Genomic DNA, 19,250 nt, shown 5'->3' with positions numbered 1-19,250 from the left:
GACTTTACGTCGCCGGGGCGCCGGCGTCCAATCGAAAAACCGCAATTCTGCGCGAATGTGCGAGAAGTCTCAGCGCGGTGGGGCAAGGTTGCGGGTCAGCGCGCGGCCGGGTCCTCGGGATGGTCACTGTGCTCGCGCGCCTTGCGCTGCCGCTCGACGTCAGCGATCCGCGCCTGGTCACGTGCCGAGAGCTGCGTGCGGCCCAGCGGCGTGCGGGAGGCCTCGGAGACCTCGCGCCGTCCGGGCTGGGTGATCCGCCCTGTCCGGGTGAACTCGCGGTACTGGGCGAGCTGGCGTGCCTGGTCCTCGTCCAGCCCGCGCCACAGCGGCAGATCGAGCTTCTTGCGCTCGCGCACCCGCACGCCCACCTGCCAGCCCATGAGGAAGATGAGGACGACGACGGCCCCGGCCAGCAGCGAGCGCTCGCCAACCAGCCGGGCGACCGTCCCGCCGGCCAGGCCCGCGACCGCAATCGTTCCTACGACGATGCCCAGCATCGACAGCCAGTAGCGCTGAGACGGGTTGAGCCTCATGACGCCTGCCCCGAGGTCTCGCGGCTGTGTGCGCCGTCGAACGACTGTGAGAGCTGGGTGGCGAAGAAGTCGGTCGCCTCGATCAGCGCGGACAGCGTCTCCGGCTCGGAGAAGGCGTGCCCGGCGGTGGGGGAGATGCGGAGCTCGGCCTCGGGCCAGGCGCGATGCAGTGCCCAGGCCGTGCCGATCGGACAGCACATGTCATAGCGGCCCTGGACGATCACCCCCGGGATGTGGTGCTCGGCCAAGAGGCGGGCGCCCTGGATGAGCTGACCATCTCGCATCCAGCCCTGGTGGTAGAAGAAATGATTCTCGATGCGCGCGAAGGTCACAGCGTAGCTGGGGTCCTGGACCTCGTCGAGATGCGCCTGGTCCCTCAGCAGGGTGGAGGTCGCGGCCTCCCAGGTGGTCCAGGCGATGCCCGCAGGCCCGTGGACGGCGGGATCGGGGTGGGACAAGAGCTCGTGGTAGCGCTCGATATAGCCTCCGGGCTCCACGTCCTCGCCCGCTGCGGCCACGTAGTGCTCCCACTCGTCGGGCCAGACCATGTCCGCGCCGCCAGCCTCGTAGTACCAGTCCAGCTCTCGCTTGCGCAGGGTGAAGATGCCGCGCAGGACCAGGGCGAGGACCCGTTGCGGGTAGGTCTGGGCGTAGGCCAGGGCCAGGGTCGAGCCCCAGGACCCGCCGAAGACCAGCCAGCGATCAACTCCCAGGTGCGTGCGCAGCCTCTCCATGTCCTCCACCAGGTGCCAGGTGGTGTTGGTGGACAGGTCTGCCTCCGGCTCCCAGGCGTGAGGCAGGGAGCGCCCGCAGCCTCGCTGGTCGAACAGGATGATCCGGTAGCGCTCGGGGTCGAAGACCTGCCGGTGGGCGGGGGAGCAGCCGCCGCCAGGGCCGCCGTGGAGGAAGACGGCGGGGATGCCGTCCGGGTTCCCGCACTCCTCCCAGTAGATCTGCTGACCGTCACCGACGTCGAGCATGCCGGTGGCACGTGGCTCGATCGGCGGGTAGAAGCTGCGCAGCGGATGGGAGGGGACGCCGTCGTCATGCACGGTGGGTGCTGTCATAGGCGCTATTGTGACCCATCCGGCTGCGGCCGAGTGTCGCCTCAGCCATATCGGCCTCGTGCGGCCGCGGCGGAGGCTGTGAAGACGGTACGGTTGCCGGGTGACCAAACCGATCGTGACCCTCGCGACCTGTGCTGACTACCCCGAGCTCGACGTCGACGACCAGGCCCTGCCTGACGCGCTGGCCGAACGCGGCATCGAGCCGCGTATCGCCGTGTGGAACGACCCGGACGTCGACTGGAACGAGGCCGGCATCGTCGTGCTGCGCTCGGTGCGTGACTACGCCAAGAAGCGCAACTACGAGTCCTTCCTGCGCTGGGCGCACTCGGTGCCACGCCTGCTCAACCACCCCGCCGTCGTCGACTGGAACTCGGACAAGCACTACCTCCAGCGCATGAGTGGTCACGGGGTGCCCATGATCCCGACCATGTGGCTGGAGCCGGAGCGAGGCTTCTCCAAGCACCAGGTCCACACCCGCTTCCCGGCCCACGGTGACTTCGTGGTCAAGCCGGCCGTCTCCTCCGGTGGACGCGGCACCGGCCGTTACACGGCTACCGACGCGCGCTCGCGCTCGGAGGCCATCAACGACGCCATGCACCACCTGGGGCGCGGGCGCACGGTGATGGTCCAGCGCTACCTGGAGGAGGTGGACCGCAAGGGTGAACTCTCCCTGGTCTACTTCAACGGTGTGCTCTCCCACGCCGTGGAGAAGGCCCCGATGCTTCACCCCTCCTTCCGTTCCACCGATGAGGTACACGAGGAGATCGTCACCGCCCGGGAGCCCAGCGAGCAGGAGTGGCTGTGGGGCGAGCGCGTGCGCAAGGCGATCCACGGCCTGATCAAGGAGACCGCGGGACGCGACATCCAGCTGCTGTTCAACCGTGTGGACGTGGTCTCGGACGGGCAGGGCGGCTTCTACCTCATGGAGGTCTCCCTCATTGACGCCGGTCTCTACCTGGGATCGACGCCTGAGGCCCTGACGAACTTCGCTGACGCGATCGCTCAGCGAGCCTTCTGGTGAGGGCCTGCGCCTCGACCCCGTCATGGGTGAGCGTGAACGCCCATGACGGGAGACAATGAGTCCATGCGTACTCTGCTCAACCTCATCTGGGTGGTCTTCGGCGGCTTCTGGCTGTTCCTGGGCTACCTGTTCTTCGGCGTGGTCGCCTGCGTCTTCATCGTGACGATCCCCGCGGGCGTGGCCTGCTTCCGCATCGCCGGGTACGCCTTGTGGCCCTTCGGGCGCTCCGTGGTGGAGAGGCCGGGCGCCGGGGCGATGAGCGGGCTGTCCAACGTCGTGTGGTTCCTGGTGGCAGGCCTGTGGCTCGCCATCGGGCACGTGACGACGGCGGCTGCCCAGGCCATCACGATCGTCGGGATCCCGCTGGCCATCGCCAACCTCAGGATGATCCCGGTGACCTGCTTCCCCTTCGGCAAGGAGGTCGTTGACGGAGGCGGCATCCTCTGACCCCGCGCGCCGGGTTCCTGGCCCGGGCACCCGGCCGCTTTCCTCGGCCACTGCCGCGCGGGTCGTGGACGTGAGCTGGCACGTGGGAGAGTAGCGGCGGGACCGCCCCAGTGAGGCTTAGTCCTGGGCCTCCAACGGGGCGAAGGAAGCTTGCGCGACGGTGGCCAGATCGGCTGGCGCCAGCCGCACGCTGACCCCACGCCGGCCGCCGGAGACGATCACCGAAGCCGCGTGCTCGACCGAGGCATCGACGACCACTGACATGCGCCGCTTGAGGCCGAGCGGGGAGATCCCGCCGACGACGGAGCCGGTGATGCGCTCGGCGTCAGCCGGCGGGATGAGAGCTGCCTTCTTCATCCCCAGCGCCTTGGCGGCGTGCTTGAGACTGAGCCGGTGGCTGACGGGCAGCACGCACGCCCCGACCTGGTCGCCGTCGCCGACCAGCAGGGTCTTAAGCGCGAGGTCAGGGTCTACCGCGAGCTTGGCCGCCGCTTCCTGCCCGAAGCCGGTCGTGGAGCGGTCTGAGTGCTCGTAGGTGAGGACCTCGTGCGCCACACCCGCCTTGTCCAGGGCGAGGAGGGCCGGCGTCGCTGCGCCGGGCTGGGACCCGCGGTGCTTCTTGCTCATGGGCAGACCCTAGCGCTGGCACGCAGGTGGCCGATCTGCGTGCCAGCGCTGGCGGAGTATCAGGCGCTCAGGTGGTGACGGCCGTGCCCGAGCCGGACGCTCTTGCCTCCGGGCAGGCTCACCCTCGCCGTGGCGCCCACGGGGACGACGACGTCGAGGCTGAGCGTGCCGTCGTCGTCGGTTCTCCAGGAGGAGGCGGCCCAGCCGAAGGGCGTGCGGTGGACCGACTCGGCCCAGCTCAGGCCGCCACCAGGCTGCGGGGCGACCTCGATGACCCGGTAGCCGGGCTCGGCCGGGGTCAGGCCGCCGACGACCTGCTCCAGCCACGCGGCCACCGCGCCCAGCGCATAGTGGTTGAAGGAGGTCATCCCTCCGGGGTTGATCGAGCCGTCAGGCAGCATCGAGTCCCAGCGCTCCCAGGTGGTGGTCGCGTCCATCGTGACGGCATAGAGCCAGGACGGGCAGGAGGTCTCCATGAGCAGGCGGTAGGCCTGCTCGGCGTGCCCGGTGGCGGACAGCGCGGCCGTGAGCGCCGGGGTCCCGGCGAAGCCCGTGGCCACGTTGCCGCCGCTGGCCTCGACCAGCTCGGCCAGGCGCTTGCCGGCCACCGCGCGACGCTCCTCGTCCCCGGCCAGGTCGAAGGCGATGGTCAGGGCGTAGGCCGTCTGGGTGTCGCTGCTCAGGTGGCCTACGCCGTCGGTGTAGCGGGCCCGGAAGCCCTCGCCGATCGCGTCAGCGAGCTGGCCGTAGTGCCGTGCGTCCTCCTGCTTGCCGAGCACCTCGGCCCATTGGGCCAGGATCCGGGTCGAGTGGGCGAAGAAGGCGGTAGCCACCAGGTGCGGGTCCGTCATGGCCTGCATCGGGGCCTCCGGTGGGGCGGAGGGATCCAGCCAGTCGCCCAGCTGCATCGAGCAGTCCCACACGTGGTCCTCGCCTGCCAAGGAGTCGACCAGGTCCACCCAGCCCTTGGCCGAGTCGTACTGCTGGCGCAGCAGCCCCGTGTCCGCGGTGGCGCGGTAGAGCTCCCAGGGCACGACCGTGGCAGCGTCGCCCCACACAGCGGCAGGCGTCGGCGGGGTCCAGAAGCCGCCAGGAATGACCGGGACGTACCACGGGACCGTTCCATGAGCCTTCTGCTCGACCGCCAGGTCCGTCAGCCACGAGGAGAGCAGGCCGGTGCAGGAGTAGTGGAAGGCGGCCGTGGGAGCGAAGGCCTGGATGTCCCCGGTCCACCCCAGGCGCTCGTCTCGCTGGGGGCAGTCGGTGGGGATGGAGACGAAGTTGTCACGCATGGACCAGCGGGAGTTCTCGTGCAGGCGGGTGACCCGCTCGTCCGAGGCGGCAAAGGCACCCAGACGTTCCATCTGCGTGTGCAGGACGACGGCGACCAGCGCCCCGTTCTCGATGGCGGCCTTGGCCTCGTCGGCTCCGCCCGGCCACCCGGTGACGTCGACGTAGCGGAAGCCGTGGATCGCGAAGGCCGGCTCCCACTCCTCCAGGCCGTCACCACGCAGGGTGTAGACGTCAGTGGCCTCAGCCTCGCGCAGGGTCCGCATCCCCAGCTCGCCGCCGTCGAGCACCTCGGCGTGGCGGATGGTGACTGACTGGCCGGCTGCGCCGCTGACCTGCATGCGTACGCGCCCGGAGATGTTCTGACCGAAGTCGACCAGCAGGCGCTCGGGCGAGATCTCGATGACCTTGCCGTTGAGGTCGGCGGTGCGCCGCTCCATGACCGTGACCTCGACGGGGCGCAGGACCTCGGTCGCGCGCACAGGCGCGTCAGAGGGCATGACCAGGCGCTCGGCGTCGCTGGCGCCGACGGCGATCGGCCACCAGCCGGACTCCTCGAAGCCCGGGGCGGACCAGCCCAGGGTGGCCAGTCGGGCGTCGGCTTTCTCGCCGTCGTAGAGGTCAGTGAACAGGATCTCGCCGACCCCCGCCTTCCAGGAGGAGTCGGTGGCGATGACCTGGCGAGTGCCGTCGGCCAGGGTGACCTCGAGCTGGATGAGGGCGGCGACGACGTCGCTGGCGCCAAGGTGGCGGTGCGGCACCTGCTGGACCTCGGCCACCGCCGTATCGGCTTCGTCAACGGACCGCTGTGCGTCCGCCAGTCCGTCGACCGACGCCGCGGCGTTCTCCAGGCCCTGTCCGAGGCGGGGGAGGATCCTGACAAGGTCCTGGTGGAGGTTGAGGCGGTGCACGAGGGCGCGAGCTACTGCGCGGACGCCGGCGCGGTCGGAGCGGCCCGGCTGCTGGATGATCCCGAGCCCCCCACGGCCCTGTTCTGTGCCAACGACCAGATGGCCATCGGAGCCATGCGCGTCATTCGTGACCGCGGCCTGCGCATCCCCCAGGACGTGGCGATCGTGGGCTATGACGACGTCGCCATCGCCTCCGAGCTCATCACCCCGCTGACCAGCGTGCACCAGCCCATGCGTGAGATCGGCCGGGCCGCAGCGGACCTGCTGCTCTCTGACGGCTCAGCAATCCAGCACATCACCTTCGCGCCTGAGCTCGTGGTGCGCCAGTCCACCCAGGCCCCTACCTCTGCGGACCCACGTTCAGCAGGTGAATGACGGCCTTGTCCGCCTGGTCGCACTCGGTCAGGTCGACGAGCGCGGTCAGCCGCCAGTCGTGGTCCTCGTCAGGGTCCTGCAGCACCTGGGTAGCCAGCCACACGGTGCGGCCGGTCTTGGCAAAAGCCTCGATGAGGCGCTCGGAGACCCCGGCTGCCGCTAGGTCCGCGGGCCTCGGAGCCTCATCGAGCGGAGCCAGCGCGATCGAGCGTGCCGCCGTGTCCGTGCCGATCCAGTCGTACTCGTCCCAGTAGCGGGCCAGGGCATCGTCCCACCGGTCCTCGCCCCAGCCGGAGGAGGCGTCCAGGCGGCCCAAGGCCTCGACGTCGTCGCGGGCCATGAGCTCGACGCGACGGAACATCTCCTTGCGCACCGCCACACGGAAGGCGTGGAGGTTGCGGCTGAAGGCGACCTTGCCGTTCTCGTCCGCCCCGAAGGCGCGCTCGACGCCGATCGAGTCGTCCTCGCCGGGCCGGTCGCCGTCCAGGATCCCGGCTGCCAGCTCGGCGCGGCCGGCTTGTGCCGCCCCCAGGGCCTCCCACTCGTCCAGCAGGGAGGAGTCCACCGCGCGCACCAGGTTGCCCAGCCAGTCGATGAGGGCAGCGACCTCCTCGGTGCGGTGCTCCTCAGAGACCACCTGGCGCAGTGCCCGGTAGGCGTCAGTGAGGTAGCGCAGGATGACGCCCTCGCTGCGCCCCAGCTCATAGCGCGAAACGAGGTCGGAGAAGGTCATCGCGGACTCCACCATGTCCCGCACCACGGACTTGGGATGCAGCTCGTACTCGGCGATCCAGGGATTGGACTGCTTGTACATCTCCAGCGCAGGCGCCAGGAGCTCGGCCAGGGGCTGGGGCCAGGTGACCTCCTCCAGCGCGGCCATGCGCTCGTCATAGTCCAGGCCCTCGGCCTTCATCGCAGCGATCGCCTCGCCACGGGCCTGGCGCTGCTGGGCGTAGAGCAAGGGCCTTGGGTCATCCAGGGTCGCCTCGACGACGCTGACGACGTCCACCGTGTGCTCGGGGGAGTCCACCCCCAGCAGGTCCATGGCCGCCAGCGCGAAGGGGGCGAGGGGCTGGTTGAGAGCAAAGTCGTCAGGCAGGTCCACCGCCAGACGCAGGCGGGGACGGCCGTCTGCCTTGGCCTGGGCGGAGGAGACATGGGTGAGCACCCCGGCCGTGCGCAGCGAGAGGTAGATATCGATCGCACGGCGCACGTGCTTGCGCCTCATCGCCTCGCTCTCGTGGACACGCGAGAGCAGCTGGGCCATCGCGGCCACGGGATTGCCGTCGCGCTCCATGAGGTTGAGGACCATGGTGGTGGTGACCTGGAACTGGCTCGTCATTGTCTCGGGCTGGGCGTCCCGCAGGCGCTCGAAGGTCTTGTCCGTCCAGTTGACCCGGCCCTCGGGAGCGGCCTTGCGCACGATCTTGCGGCGCTTGCGCTCGTCGTCTCCGGCCTTGGCCAGAGCCTTGGCGTTCTCGATGACGTGCTCGGGAGCCTGGACGATCACGTAACCGCGGGTATCGAAGCCCGCGCGGCCAGCACGGCCGGCGATCTGGTGGAACTCGCGCGCCGTGAGGTGGCGTTCCTTGGCGCCGTCGAACTTGACCAGGGAGGTGAGTACCACCGAGCGGATGGGGACGTTGATGCCCACCCCCAAGGTGTCCGTGCCGCAGATGACGCTGAGCAGGCCCTCACGCGCCAGGCGCTCGACCAGCCTGCGGTAGCGCGGCAGCATCCCGGCGTGGTGCACCCCGATGCCGGCACGCAGCAGACGCGAGAGCGTGGCACCGAAACCTGGCCCGAACCGGAAGGAGCCCAGCGCCGCAGCTACCTCTTCCTTACGGGACTTGGGAACCAGGTCCACACTCAGCAGCGAGGTGGCTCGCTCGATCGCCTCCTTCTGGGAGAAGTGGACGACGTAGACCGGAGCCTTGTGCTGCTGGACCAGGCGCTGGAGAAGCTCGCCGATCGGCTCGACCACGTACTCCATCTCCAGGGGCACTGGTCGCTCGGCGCCCTCGATGACGGCCACCTCCCGGCCGGTGCGCTCCTTCATGTCTGTCACGAAGAAGCTCACGTCTCCCAGCGTGGCCGACAGCAGCACCATCTGTGCCTGGGGCAGCTCCAGCAGCGGGACCTGCCAGGCCCAGCCGCGCTGAGGATCGGCGTAGTAGTGGAACTCGTCCATGATGACGCAGTCCACGTCCATGGCCTCGCCCTCACGCAGGGACTGGTTGGCGAGGATCTCCGCCGTGCAGCAGATGATGGGAGCGCCGGCATTGATGGAGGAGTCGCCCGTCACCATGCCGACGTTGTCGGCGCCGAACAGGCGGATGAGCTCGAAGAACTTCTCACTCACGAGCGCCTTGAGAGGAGCGGTGTAGTAGGAGCGGCCTCCCCGGGCCAGCGAGGCGGTGTGGGCCGCCAGCGCGATCATGGACTTGCCCGAGCCCGTGGGGGTCGCGGCGATGACGTGGCGCCCGTCCAGGATCTGGCTCAGTGCTTCGTCCTGGTGGGGGTAGAGCGGGCGCCCGGTCTCCTCGGCCCACTGGCTGAAGGCCAGGTAGATCTCCTCCGGCTCAGGGACGTAGTCCGGGTCCGAGGCCGGGATGAGGGAATCGAGCAGGGCGTTGAGGGTCGGCGTCGCGCTGGAGGAGGACATGCCGCCATGCTCCCACAGCCCGGCGATTCCGAATCATGGCGTCGTGGATTTCCGCAGACACCTGTCACGATCCCGGGTGATTGCCCAGAGCCGACGCAAATGAGAAAGCGAGGTCGTTGAGATGCACTGGAAAGACACGCTCAGCACCAAAGACTGTGCGTCGTAACGGCCTATCGCCCGGGATCGTGACAACAGGTGAGTGACGGCTCGGCCAAGATCTCCCCAGAGCTTGTCAGCCGCGCTGAGGACGGAGCCATGGAGGGCTTGCTGTCCTGGTCCGCACGGAGAATGTGTCCACCTATCGGGCAGTATGCGGACGGATGAGAATATCCAGCCCGGATTGTGAGACTATGCGCGGCGTTCCCATCCCCATCACTGAAGGCCCGAGATCATGGACGCCCTCGCAGCCACTCTCCTGAGTGTTGCCGACTGGATCACGGCCCACATCACCATGTGGGTCCTCATCGCCACCGGCCTGTTCCTCACCGTTGTCACGCGTGGGGTGCAGATCAGGCTCCTGCCTGAGATGGTCAAGCGAGTCTTTGGCTCCCGCTCCGGTGCTCAGGGCGGCATCTCCTCCTTCCAGGCCTTTGCCATCTCCCTGGCCGCGCGTGTGGGGATCGGCAACGTCTTCGGCGTGGCCGCCGCCCTGCTCATGGGCGGCCCCGGTGCCATCTTCTGGATGTGGGTCGTGGCGCTGGTGGGCATGGCCACCGCCTTCTTCGAGGCCACCCTTGCCCAGGTCTTCAAGACCCGCGCCGCTGACGGCTCCTTCCGCGGAGGCCCGGCCTTCTACATGGCCCGAGGCATGAAGAACAAGACGCTGGCAGGCGTCTTCGCCGTCATCACGCTGATCACCTGTGGCTTCATCATCACCTCGGTGCAGTCCAACGCCGTGGCCGGCACGCTCGTGGCGGCCTTCGGCGGCTCCGAGAGCTCCCCACTGCCAGGCTTCGGCGGGCTGACCGGCGCCCAGCTCGTGGTGGCCGCGCTGGTCTTCTTCCTCACCGCAGTCGTCGTCTTCGGCGGCATCCGGGCCGTGGCCCGCGTGACGGAGTGGATGGCGCCGGTGATGGCCCTCATCTACGTGGTCCTCGTGGCCATCATCTGCCTGACCAACCTCACCGAGTTCGCCCGCGTCATCGGCTGGATCTTCTCCTCGGCCTTCGCGCCCGAGCCGCTGGTAGGCGGCCTGGGCGGAGGGATCCTGGCTGCCGTCGTCAACGGCACCAAGCGCGGCCTGTTCTCCAACGAGGCCGGCCAGGGCACCGCCCCCAATGCCGCCGCCACCGCGACCGTCACCCACCCCGTCCAGCAGGGGCTCATCCAGTCCCTGGGCGTCTTCATCGACACGATCATCGTGTGCACGACCACGGCCTTCGTCATCCTCATCTCCGGCCCCGAGACCTGGACCTCGCCCGAGGCCAACCCGGCAACGCTGACCACCCTGGCCATCTCCCACGGCCTGGGCGGCTGGACGGTCCTGCCGATGGCCGTGCTCATCTTCGTCCTGGCCTACTCCTCGATCATCGCCGCCTACGTCTACTCCGACGTCAACATGTCCTACCTGACCGGCGGCAAGAAGTGGGCCAGCTGGCTCGTGCGCGTGGTCTGCGCGGTCTCGGCCACGGCCGGTGCGGTGCTGAGCCTGGACGTGGTGTGGAACGCCGTCGACATCGCCATGGCCGTGATGACGCTGACCAACCTCGTGGCCCTCATCTGGCTCTTCCGCTGGGGGACCGGCGCGCTGCGCGACTACGAGGCGCAGCGCAAGGCGGGCGTGGCCGAGCCGGTTTTCGTCGGCGTGAACAACCCGCACCTGCCCGCTGACGTCCCCGGTGACGTCTGGGCCCTGGAGGCTGCCCAGAGCACGACGACGGCGGAGGCCCGCTGATGACGACTCTCACCACCGCTGGACTCGCCCTGGCCCGTCCCACCTGGTCCACCGCGGACCTGGAGGCCACCCTCAACAAGGTTGACGACCTCTTCTACACCTACGTCCTGGCCGTGCTGCTGGTGGGCGTGGGCCTGTATTTCACCATCCGCACCCGCGGGGTGCAGATCCGCCACTTCGGCACCATGATCCGCTCCATCACGCACTCGCGCTCCGGGGCGGAGGGAGGCATCTCCTCCTTCCAGGCCTTTGCCGTCGGGCTGGCTGCCCGTGTGGGCATCGGCAACGTGGCGGGCGTGGCGCTGGCCGTCGTCGCCGGCGGGCCCGGAGCCCTGTTCTGGATGTGGCTGGTGGCTCTGATCGGGATGTCCACGAGCTTCGTGGAGTCCACCCTGGCCCAGGTCTTCAAGGAGCGTGGGCGCGACTTCACCTTCAAGGGTGGGCCGGCCTACTACATCAAGAACGGCCTGCACTCGCGGCTGTGGGGCTCGATCTTCGCCGCCATGTGCATCATCAGCGTCGGCGTCACGGTGGTCATGGTCCAGACCAACTCCCTGGCCGGCGTCATCAACGCCACCGTGCCGAGCATGGCCCCCTGGATGGTGGGCGTGGCCCTGGTACTGCTGACCGGCCCGATCGTGCTGGGCGGGCTGAAGTCGGTGGCGCGCGTGTCAGAGTGGTTGGCCCCGATCATGGCGCTGCTCTACGTGCTTATCACCGTGGTCGTCATCATCATGAACATCGGTGAGATTCCTGCGGTCCTGTCCGCGATCGTGCGTGGTGCCTTCGGGACCGACCAGGCCCTGTTCGGCATCTCCGGCGGGATGCTCGCCGCGGTCCTCAACGGTGTGCGCCGCGGACTGTTCTCCAATGAGGCAGGCCTGGGAACCGTTCCCAACGCCGCGGGCACCGCGACCGTCTCCCACCCCGTGCGCCAGGGACTCATCCAGTCCTTCGGCGTCTTCGTGGATACCATCCTCGTGTGTACCGCCACCGGCCTGCTCATCCTCCTGGCGACTGACACCTATCAGCCGGGTAAGGAGGACCTGGTGGGCGCGGTGCTGACCCAGCAGGCCGTCGTCGAGCACCTGGGGGCCTGGACCACCTGGCCGATGGTCGTCCTCATCTTCGTCCTGGTCTTCTCCACCGTGCTGGGCTGCTACTCCTACTCCCAGGTCAACGTGAACTTCCTGGGCGGGGAGCGCCGGGCGGAGCAGGCCTTCGGGCTGCTGCTGACCGCGGCGGCCTTCGCCGGCACGGTGCTCACCCTGCCGATCGTGTGGGCCCTGACCGATATCGCGCTGGGGATCCTGGGCGTGATCAACCTCGTGGCCATCGTGTGGCTCGGGCCCTGGGCCTTGGGCGCCCTGCGCGACTTCGAGGCGCAGCGCAAGGCCGGCGTGGCCGAGCCCGTCTTCAACGGCCACGGCAACTCCTTCCTGCCTGGTGACACGGTTGACGGCGTGTGGGACAGCGTTCGCGCCTCTCATCCTGCCGACGGCGCAGCAGCGGCCGGCTCTGACCGCCTAGCCCCGGAGGCCTGAGCCATGGAGACCCTTAACTCGATCCTCGGCACGGTCTCGAACTGGCTGTTCGGCACCATCCTCATCTGGCTGCTGATCGGCGTGGGCCTGTTCTTCACGATCGCCACCCGCGGCGTGCAGCTGCGGCACCTGGGTTCGATCGTGCGCGCTGTGGTGGGCTCACGCTCCGGCGCACAGGGCGGGATCTCCTCCTTCCAGGCCTTCGCAGTGGGACTGGCCTGCCGCGTGGGCACCGGCAACATCGTCGGCGTGGCGCTCGCCCTGGTGCTGGGCGGACCGGGGGCCGTGCTGTGGATGTGGGTGGTGGCCCTGGTGGGCACGGCGACCGCCTTCGCCGAGGCAAGCCTGGGCCAGCTCTTCAAGGTCCGCCGCGGTGACGGCACCTTCCGTGGCGGCCCGGCCTACTACCTGGCACGTGGCCTGCACCTGCCGGTGGTCGGTGGCGTCTTCGCCGTCGTCTTCATGATCGCCAACGGCCTGGCGATGCCGATGGTTCAGGCCAATGCCATGACTGCCGCCCTCGGCTCGGCGGCAGGTGTGAGCCCGTGGTGGGGCGCGGCGATTGTGGCCTTGCTCGTGGCTCCGGTGCTGCTGGGCGGGCTGCGGTCCATCGCCCGGGTCACCGAGTGGATGGCCCCGCTCATGGCGATCGTCTACCTCCTGCTCGTGGCGGTCATCATCGTCACGCACCCTGCCCAGACCCTGACGGCCTTCGGCCAGATCTTCGCCGGCGCCTTTGAGCTGCGCGCGGGCCTGGGAGGTGTGGCTGGCGGCCTGACCGCGGCCGTGCTCAACGGCGTGCGCCGCGGTCTGTTCTCCAACGAGGCCGGCCTGGGCGGCGCCGCCTGCGCGGCTGGGTCGGCAACCGTCGCCCACCCGGCTCAGCAGGGCTTCATCCAGGCCTTCGGGGTCCTGGTGGACACGTTGCTGGTGTGCACGGCGACGGCCCTGGCGATCCTCATCGCCGGCGTCAACGACCCCGCGGTCTACACCCCGGGTGTCACCGGAGCACAGAGCACGGATATCTCCGGCACCCTGACCCAGACCGCCATTGCCTCGACGCTGGGGGAGTGGACCTCCTGGCCCATGACCCTGCTCATCATCGTCCTGGCCTACTCCACGATCCTGGGCGCCTTCTCGTATGCCGAGGTCTGCCTGGACTTCCTCACCCGCCGGGCGTGGGTGACCACGGCTCTGCGCATCGGCGCGGTGGCCTGCACCTTCATCGGCGGCGGCGCGGCCCTGACCACCGTGTGGACGCTGGCGGACGTGCTGCTGGGGATCGGGGCCTGTCTCAACCTCGCTGGCATCGTCGCCCTGTGGAAGTGGGTGGCTGGCATGCTGCGCGACTGGGAGGACCAGCGGGCGCAGCGTCCTGAGCAGGCACCGAGCTTCGTGGCACCCGGAAACGCGTATCTGCCTCACGCGCTGCCGGGGGACGTGTGGACGGGCCCCAGTCAGCACGCGTGACCTTGGGCGCAGGCGGGGGACAGGTACGCGGCCTGTCATCTGCCTGAAACATGCGAGGAACCAATCGGTTACTCCTCATCCCTAGCCTCCCACAGCGTGTTGACTTCCTACCTCCCGACTCTCCTGGCACCGGCCGGGACCACCGTGAGCACCAGCGCGCTGGACTCGGCTGCCGATACGCTCGCGACCATCTCCGACCGCTTCTACGGGGGTTTCCTCGCCTGGGCGCTGATCGCCGTCGGTCTGTACTTCACGCTGCGCACCCGCGCGGTCCAGTTCCGCCTCTTCGGAGCCATGCTGCGCGAGGTGGCCGGCTCGCGCTCCAGCGCGGACGACCACGAGGGCGGAATCTCCTCCTTCCAGGCCTTCGCCATCGGCCTGGCCTCGCGTGTGGGAACCGGCAACATCGTCGGCGTGGCACTGGCCATCACGATGGGCGGGCCGGGCGCTGTGTTCTGGATGTGGGTCGTGGCGCTGGTGGGGATGGCTACCGGCTTCGTGGAGTCCACGCTCGCCCAGGTCTTCAAGGTCCGTCACTCTGACGGCACCTTCCGCGGGGGCCCTGCCTACTACATCTCGCGTGGCCTGGGCTCGCGACGCTGGGGTGCGATCTTCGCCGTCATCATCACCTTCGTCTTCGGCTTCGCCTACGAGGCCACCCAGGCCAACACGATCTCGACGATGGTTCAGGACACCTTCGACGTCAGCCCCTGGGCCACGGCCGTGGTCCTGGTGCTGATCACCGCTCCGATCGTCTTCAAGGGCATCCGTCGCGTGGCACGCATCGCGGAGTGGATGGCCCCGCTCATGGCCACCGTCTACGCGATCATCGCGCTGGTGATCCTGGTGATGAACCTGGGGGCGATCCCCATGGCGCTGCGCGAGATCGTCGAGGGTGCTTTCGGCCTCAACCAGGCCTTCGCCGGGCTCGCCGGTGGCTTCTACGCGGCCATGATCAACGGCGTGCGCCGCGGCCTGTTCTCCAACGAGGCTGGTGAGGGCTCGGTCCCCAATGCCGCGGCCACGGCCACCACGTCCCATCCGGTGCGCCAGGGCTTCATCCAGTCCCTCGGCGTGTTCGTGGACACGCTCGTGGTGTGCACGGCCACTGCCCTCATCGTCCTGCTCTCGGGCGTCTATGACCCGGCGACGGCGCAGGCCGACGGCGCCTCGACGCTGACCAGCGCGTCGGTCGCCTCCCAGCTGGGGGACTGGGCGCAGTACCTCATGGTGGCGATCGTCTTCGTCTTCGCCTACTCCTCGCTGCTGGGCAACTACACCTACGCCGAGGTCAACATGGACTTCCTGCTGCGCGGGCGCTCCAAGCACTACGGCCTGCGCACAGTGATCCTCGTGGCGACCTTCATTGGTGCTGTGTCCTCGCTGACCTTCGTGTGGAACCTGGCGGACATCGCCATGGGAGTCATGGCGGTGATCAATATCGTCGCGATCGTGCTGCTGGGCAAGTGGTGCTTCGGGGTGCTGCGGGACTGGGAGGCCCAGCGCAAGGCCCTGGTGGCAGGGGAGATTGAGGAGATCCGCTTCGTGTCCACGGACAACCCCTACCTGCCTCGTGAGCTGCCGGGTGACGTGTGGGCGGCGCCGTCGAGCCAGGAGGAGCCTGCGTCGCCGGGCAACCACGCCTCAGTGGGGGCCTGAGCCCCCTTCCTGGCTCGTGAGTGTGCAGGTACGCCCACGAGTGCGCACCCTAGGAGTGCACACTCGTGGGCGTACCTGCACACTGGCCGGCCTTGCCCGGCAGCGTGCGCGTACCAGGCGCTAGGCTCAGGGCATGAAGATCGCGCGCTTTGCTACCGGGGACGAGATCCGCTACGGCATCGTCGAGGGGCTGCCCGCTGACGACGTCGTTCCCTCCGGGGAGTCTGACGCCCGCCTCGTGGTCCTCAAGGGCGACCCCCTCTACAGTGTCCCGCAGGCCACCGGCGAGGTGGTCCAGCTGGCTGACGCGAGACTGCTCTCCCCGGTCATCCCGCGCTCGAAGGTGGTCGGCATCGGCAAGAACTACGCCGCCCACGCCGCAGAGATGGGCAGCGAGGCGCCAGCCGAGCCCATCGTCTTCCTCAAGCCGAACACCTCCGTGATCGGCCCGGACGTGCCGATCGTCCTGCCCACCTGGTCCAGCGAGGTCCACTACGAGGCTGAGCTCGCCGTCGTCATCAAGTCCCTGGCCAAGGACGTGCCTGCCAGCGAGGCGAGCCGCGTGATCCTGGGTTACACAGTGGCCAATGACGTCTCCGCCCGCGACGCCCAGCGCTTGGACGCCACCTGGGCGCGTGCCAAGGGCTTTGACACCTCCTGCCCGCTCGGCCCGTGGATCGAGATCCCCGAGCCTGCTGCCGCGGGTGAGGCAGGCTTTGACCCGGCGAACGCCGTGGTACGGGCTCGGGTGGACGGCCAGGTGGTCCAGGAGGGGACGACGGCGGACATGATCACCTCGATCCCCAAGCTCATCTCCTACGTCTCCTCGATCTTCACTCTCCTGCCCGGTGACGTGGTCCTCACGGGCACACCGGCCGGGGTCGGAGAGATTCGCGCGGGGCAGCGCGTCGAGGTCGAGGTCGAGGGGATCGGCGGCTTCGGCAACCCCGTGGTACGCCGCTAGATACTGACCTCGGGGACGTCTGCCAGGTCCGCTACCTTCGGGATCGAGCGGATCGGCCGGGACAAGACGCAGGCGAACCCGCCCAGGCTCAGCGCCGCAGCGAAGAGCAGGAGCGCCCAGGTCGCGCCGAGGTGCTCCAGCGCGAGCCCAGCGCCGGCGCTGGCCAGCGGCATCATGGCCAGCGAGAGGAATGACGCCGCTGAGGACGTGCGCCCTTGAACGGCGTCGGGCGTGATGTGGACGCGGTAGGCACCCATGCCGGCGTTGAGTGGGATGAGTGCGAGCTCCCCCAGAGCGAAGAGACCACCGATCCACCACACGTTCAGGTGCAGCGGCATTGCCAGACCCATCACTGCCAGCACGGAGATCGTCATGACGGCGATGCCTCCCACCCGTGCCTGGCGCAGGACCCAGGGCGCGGCCAGCGCTGCCAGGATCCCCACGACGCCGACGCCGGCGTCCATGAGCCCGAGCGCCTGGGGCGAGGTGCCGTCGAGCTGCAGAGCGAGGAGCGCGGTGGTGAAGATGCCGTTGAGGCCAAGGTTGAGCACCATGCCGCACAGCACCATGTCCCGGATCGCGCGCGCCTTCCACACCCACCGGATGCCGGTGACGACGTCGTCGATAAGCCCTCTGAGCCGGACCGGGTCGCTGGAGAGCGCCGGCAGGTGCGTGCGTACCAGGCTCGCGCAGGCCACGGCAGCCAGGGACAGGGCGGCGTAGACCGCCATCGGTAGGCTGCGGGACAGAGAGAACAGTGCCGCAGCGGCCGGGCTACCCACCACGCCGCCCAGTGAGTTGCGAGCCTGGTTGAGACTGAGCGCGGTCCCCATCTGCTCAGCCGGGACGATCCGCTTGAGAGCCGCCTGCTCGGCGGGGGAGTAGAAGCACCCGGCGGCGCCGAGCAGGACGCCGGCCACGAGCATGTGCGGAAAAGTCAGGGCGCCAAGAGCGTCAGCCAGGGGGATGCTGCCCAGGACGACTGAACAGACCAGGGCGGAGACCACCATGACCCGCTTGCGGTTCCAGCGGTCGCACAGGGCTCCGGCCGGCAGCATCATGACCCACTGGCCCACGCCGTAGGCACCCGCGACCAGGCCTGCCTTGGCAGGAGAGTGGGTGAGGTCGACGATGAGCAGCATGATCCCGAGCGAGAGCATGCCGCTGCCCAGCGAGGAGAGCGTTGAGCCTGTCAGCAGGAGCCGGTAGTCCCGGTTGCTGCGAAGTGGTGGGACGACGCCGTCCTTGGCGTGGTCTGGCGAGACAGGCATAAGGGGCAGCCTAGGACAGGTCACAGCGCACCCTCAAGGTCGGCGCTGACGAGCGTGATGCCCCCTGCGGGGCGAGTGTGCAGGTATCGCGACCGGTGAGCAGCTTCGGGCTGCACACCCATGGGTCTACCTGCACACTCGCGCGAGCGAGCGGCTAGAGCCGGCCGACGGCGTCGACGATCCTGGTTAGCGTCTCCTCCTCGATCGCGCGGCCGGTAGCCAGGTTGAGACGGCAGTAAGACTCGTAGCCCCGACCAAAGGCGGCGCCGTCATTCATCACCACCCCGGCCTCCCGGGTGAAGAAGGCAGCAGGGCTCTCGCCCTCAGGCAGCGGCAGGCCCGAGAAGTCCACCCACGCCAGGTAGGAGCCTGCTGGCACCGTGATCTCCACGCCTTCCACCGCGGACAGGCGCTGGGCAGCCAGGGAGGCGTTGGCGTGGATGTAGGAGCGGGCCGCCTGGTTCCACTGCCGGCCCTCGTCGAAGGCGGCGACGGCCGCTGCCGCGCCCAGGGCCGCGGCTTCGTGCCCCAGGGCAGCGGACAGGGGATGGGACTGCCAGGTCTGGCGGGCCTGGCCGCTGGCGATGAGCTGGGCGCAGTGGAGGCCGGGGACGTTCCAGCCCTTGGAGGCCGCAGTCGCGGTAAAGGTCAGGTCCGGGTCCGCGCCCTTGCGGGAGGCGTAGGGGACGTGGCGCGCGGCGGGATCCACGATGAGGGGCGCGTGGATCTCATCAGAGAAGACGGGCACGCCGTATCGGGTGGACAACGCGGCGACGGCGTCCAGCTCGGCGGGATCGAGGACCCGACCCACCGGGTTCCACGGGTTGCACAGGACCAGCAGGCCGGCTCCTGCTGCCATGGCCGACTCAATCGGCTCCAGGTCCAGTGCCCAGCCTGGGGTCCCCGAGGCGGCGGAGGCAGGGGTGCGCAGCGCGGGCACCTGGATGCACTCCCGCCCGTGCTGCCCGGGGATCGACAAGAAGGGCATATAGGCCGGCGTGGGCACGATCACCGCGGATCCGGGCCTGGTGTGGTACTCGATGATGGCGCCCAGGGCGGACAAGACATTGGGGAGCAGGCTGATGCGCTCCACCGGCACCTGCCATCCCAGCACCTCTGACTCGTAGCGTGCCGTGGCCTCACGCGCCTGCTGCGCCAGGGACGCGGGCATGTAGCCCAGTGTCCCGGTGTCCACGGCGCGGCGCAGCACGGCGGAGACTGACGGGGCGGTTCCCAGGTCCATCTCCGCCACCCAGGCGCCGATGGTCTCACCCGGTTGGCTCCACTTCAGCGAGCCTCGGCGGCGCATCTCGGCTGGGGTCAGTGCATCCCAGGCAGCGACGGTGGTAGCCAGGTCGAAGCTGGGGACGGAAACGGCCGAGGCGGTGTGAGCAGCAGTGGTCATGGAACCGAGTCTAGGACAAGGGTGGGACACGAACGGGGGAGCTGTGGCGCGCCCTGTCCAGGTGCGCGGAGGCACAGGCGCTCCTGCGTCGTCGTCTGCTGCAGGAG

At 69.0% G+C, this 19,250-nt stretch carries 15 protein-coding genes; 8 read left to right on the top strand and 7 right to left on the bottom strand.

Features of this window, described 5'->3' with window-relative positions; genetic code table 11:
- Positions 1–95: 95 nt before the first annotated feature.
- Together CYJ26_RS02560 and pip are read right to left on the bottom strand one after the other, a co-directional pair.
- Complete coding sequence (locus tag CYJ26_RS02560) at positions 96–533, bottom strand: hypothetical protein (RefSeq protein WP_101637873.1); 438 nt, start codon at positions 531–533, stop codon at positions 96–98.
- Positions 530–1,600 carry a prolyl aminopeptidase gene (pip, locus tag CYJ26_RS02555; protein ID WP_006549378.1) on the bottom strand — a complete coding sequence of 357 codons (1,071 nt, stop codon included), beginning with the start codon at positions 1,598–1,600 and terminating at the stop codon, positions 530–532. The genes CYJ26_RS02560 and pip overlap by 4 nt, the downstream gene beginning before the upstream one ends.
- 100 nt (positions 1,601–1,700) lie before the next feature.
- Here pip and CYJ26_RS02550 point away from each other — a divergent pair, with 100 nt between their 5' ends.
- A complete protein-coding gene (locus CYJ26_RS02550; RefSeq protein ID WP_006549379.1) occupies positions 1,701–2,621 on the top strand; it encodes an ATP-grasp domain-containing protein in 921 nt (306 codons plus the stop codon).
- 63 nt (positions 2,622–2,684) lie between these two features.
- A complete protein-coding gene (locus tag CYJ26_RS02545) occupies positions 2,685–3,068 on the top strand; it encodes a YccF domain-containing protein (protein WP_034236943.1) in 384 nt (127 codons plus the stop codon).
- A 117-nt stretch (positions 3,069–3,185) separates the two neighbouring features.
- Here the strand turns inward: CYJ26_RS02545 and CYJ26_RS02540 are convergent, their stop codons facing one another.
- Together CYJ26_RS02540 and CYJ26_RS02535 are read right to left on the bottom strand one after the other, a co-directional pair.
- On the bottom strand, positions 3,186–3,695 hold the full coding sequence (locus CYJ26_RS02540) for an aminoacyl-tRNA deacylase (RefSeq protein WP_006549381.1): 510 nt from the start codon (positions 3,693–3,695) through the stop codon (positions 3,186–3,188).
- Between the two features lie 59 nt (positions 3,696–3,754).
- On the bottom strand, positions 3,755–5,746 hold the full coding sequence (locus tag CYJ26_RS02535; protein ID WP_244901992.1) for an alpha-L-rhamnosidase: 1,992 nt from the start codon (positions 5,744–5,746) through the stop codon (positions 3,755–3,757).
- On the opposite strand from CYJ26_RS02535, the gene CYJ26_RS02530 reads away from it, so the two are divergent.
- Complete coding sequence (locus CYJ26_RS02530; protein ID WP_231550260.1) at positions 5,738–6,271, top strand: substrate-binding domain-containing protein; 534 nt, start codon at positions 5,738–5,740, stop codon at positions 6,269–6,271. The two genes, CYJ26_RS02535 and CYJ26_RS02530, sit on opposite strands and share 9 nt — an antisense overlap.
- On the opposite strand, the gene CYJ26_RS02525 is transcribed toward CYJ26_RS02530, so the two are convergent.
- Positions 6,237–8,936 (bottom strand): DEAD/DEAH box helicase, encoded by a 2,700-nt coding sequence (locus CYJ26_RS02525; protein WP_101637872.1) that lies wholly within the window; start codon positions 8,934–8,936, stop codon positions 6,237–6,239. The genes CYJ26_RS02530 and CYJ26_RS02525 overlap by 35 nt on opposite strands.
- 391 nt (positions 8,937–9,327) lie before the next feature.
- Between CYJ26_RS02525 and CYJ26_RS02520 the strand changes: the two genes are divergently transcribed.
- From CYJ26_RS02520 to CYJ26_RS02500, 5 genes are all read left to right on the top strand, one after another.
- The gene (locus tag CYJ26_RS02520; RefSeq protein ID WP_006549400.1) at positions 9,328–10,830 is read left to right on the top strand and encodes an alanine/glycine:cation symporter family protein; all 1,503 of its coding nucleotides are present in this window, start codon (positions 9,328–9,330) and stop codon (positions 10,828–10,830) included.
- The gene (locus tag CYJ26_RS02515; protein ID WP_006549401.1) at positions 10,830–12,374 is read left to right on the top strand and encodes an alanine/glycine:cation symporter family protein; all 1,545 of its coding nucleotides are present in this window, start codon (positions 10,830–10,832) and stop codon (positions 12,372–12,374) included. The genes CYJ26_RS02520 and CYJ26_RS02515 overlap by 1 nt, the downstream gene beginning before the upstream one ends.
- A gap of 3 nt (positions 12,375–12,377) precedes the next feature.
- On the top strand, positions 12,378–13,844 hold the full coding sequence (locus tag CYJ26_RS02510; protein ID WP_006549402.1) for an alanine/glycine:cation symporter family protein: 1,467 nt from the start codon (positions 12,378–12,380) through the stop codon (positions 13,842–13,844).
- Positions 13,845–13,943: 99 nt separating this feature from the next.
- Positions 13,944–15,503, top strand: a complete 1,560-nt coding sequence (locus tag CYJ26_RS02505) for an alanine/glycine:cation symporter family protein (protein WP_006549403.1) — start codon at positions 13,944–13,946, stop codon at positions 15,501–15,503.
- A 133-nt stretch (positions 15,504–15,636) separates the two neighbouring features.
- Complete coding sequence (locus tag CYJ26_RS02500) at positions 15,637–16,467, top strand: fumarylacetoacetate hydrolase family protein (RefSeq protein WP_024034692.1); 831 nt, start codon at positions 15,637–15,639, stop codon at positions 16,465–16,467.
- Here CYJ26_RS02500 and CYJ26_RS02495 read toward each other — a convergent pair.
- Both CYJ26_RS02495 and CYJ26_RS02490 read right to left on the bottom strand, forming a co-directional pair.
- Positions 16,464–17,738: an MFS transporter gene (locus tag CYJ26_RS02495; RefSeq protein WP_006549405.1), complete on the bottom strand. Its 1,275-nt coding sequence runs from the start codon at positions 17,736–17,738 to the stop codon at positions 16,464–16,466. The genes CYJ26_RS02500 and CYJ26_RS02495 overlap by 4 nt on opposite strands.
- Before the next feature lie 154 nt (positions 17,739–17,892).
- Entirely contained in the window at positions 17,893–19,143 is a 1,251-nt protein-coding gene (locus tag CYJ26_RS02490) for a MalY/PatB family protein (protein WP_244901991.1), read from the bottom strand.
- Positions 19,144–19,250 lie beyond the last annotated feature (107 nt).

This window comes from Actinomyces urogenitalis (assembly GCF_002861525.1).
GTDB lineage: Bacteria > Actinomycetota > Actinomycetes > Actinomycetales > Actinomycetaceae > Actinomyces > Actinomyces urogenitalis.
The sequence above is the reverse complement of the archived record's forward strand: the minus strand, read 5'-3'. Positions and strand labels throughout refer to the sequence as shown.

What these genes read in the sequence shown, in the direction of transcription:
- CYJ26_RS02560 (WP_101637873.1), bottom strand. Translation starts at nt 533, where the DNA reads ATGAGGCTCAACCCGTCTCAGCGCTACTGGCTGTCGATGCTGGGCATC.
- pip (WP_006549378.1), bottom strand. Translation starts at nt 1,600, where the DNA reads ATGACAGCACCCACCGTGCATGACGACGGCGTCCCCTCCCATCCGCTG.
- CYJ26_RS02545 (WP_034236943.1), top strand. Translation starts at nt 2,685, where the DNA reads ATGCGTACTCTGCTCAACCTCATCTGGGTGGTCTTCGGCGGCTTCTGG.
- CYJ26_RS02540 (WP_006549381.1), bottom strand. Translation starts at nt 3,695, where the DNA reads ATGAGCAAGAAGCACCGCGGGTCCCAGCCCGGCGCAGCGACGCCGGCC.
- CYJ26_RS02525 (WP_101637872.1), bottom strand. Translation starts at nt 8,936, where the DNA reads ATGTCCTCCTCCAGCGCGACGCCGACCCTCAACGCCCTGCTCGATTCC.
- CYJ26_RS02520 (WP_006549400.1), top strand. Translation starts at nt 9,328, where the DNA reads ATGGACGCCCTCGCAGCCACTCTCCTGAGTGTTGCCGACTGGATCACG.
- CYJ26_RS02515 (WP_006549401.1), top strand. Translation starts at nt 10,830, where the DNA reads ATGACGACTCTCACCACCGCTGGACTCGCCCTGGCCCGTCCCACCTGG.
- CYJ26_RS02510 (WP_006549402.1), top strand. Translation starts at nt 12,378, where the DNA reads ATGGAGACCCTTAACTCGATCCTCGGCACGGTCTCGAACTGGCTGTTC.
- CYJ26_RS02500 (WP_024034692.1), top strand. Translation starts at nt 15,637, where the DNA reads ATGAAGATCGCGCGCTTTGCTACCGGGGACGAGATCCGCTACGGCATC.
- CYJ26_RS02495 (WP_006549405.1), bottom strand. Translation starts at nt 17,738, where the DNA reads ATGCCTGTCTCGCCAGACCACGCCAAGGACGGCGTCGTCCCACCACTT.
- CYJ26_RS02490 (WP_244901991.1), bottom strand. Translation starts at nt 19,143, where the DNA reads ATGACCACTGCTGCTCACACCGCCTCGGCCGTTTCCGTCCCCAGCTTC.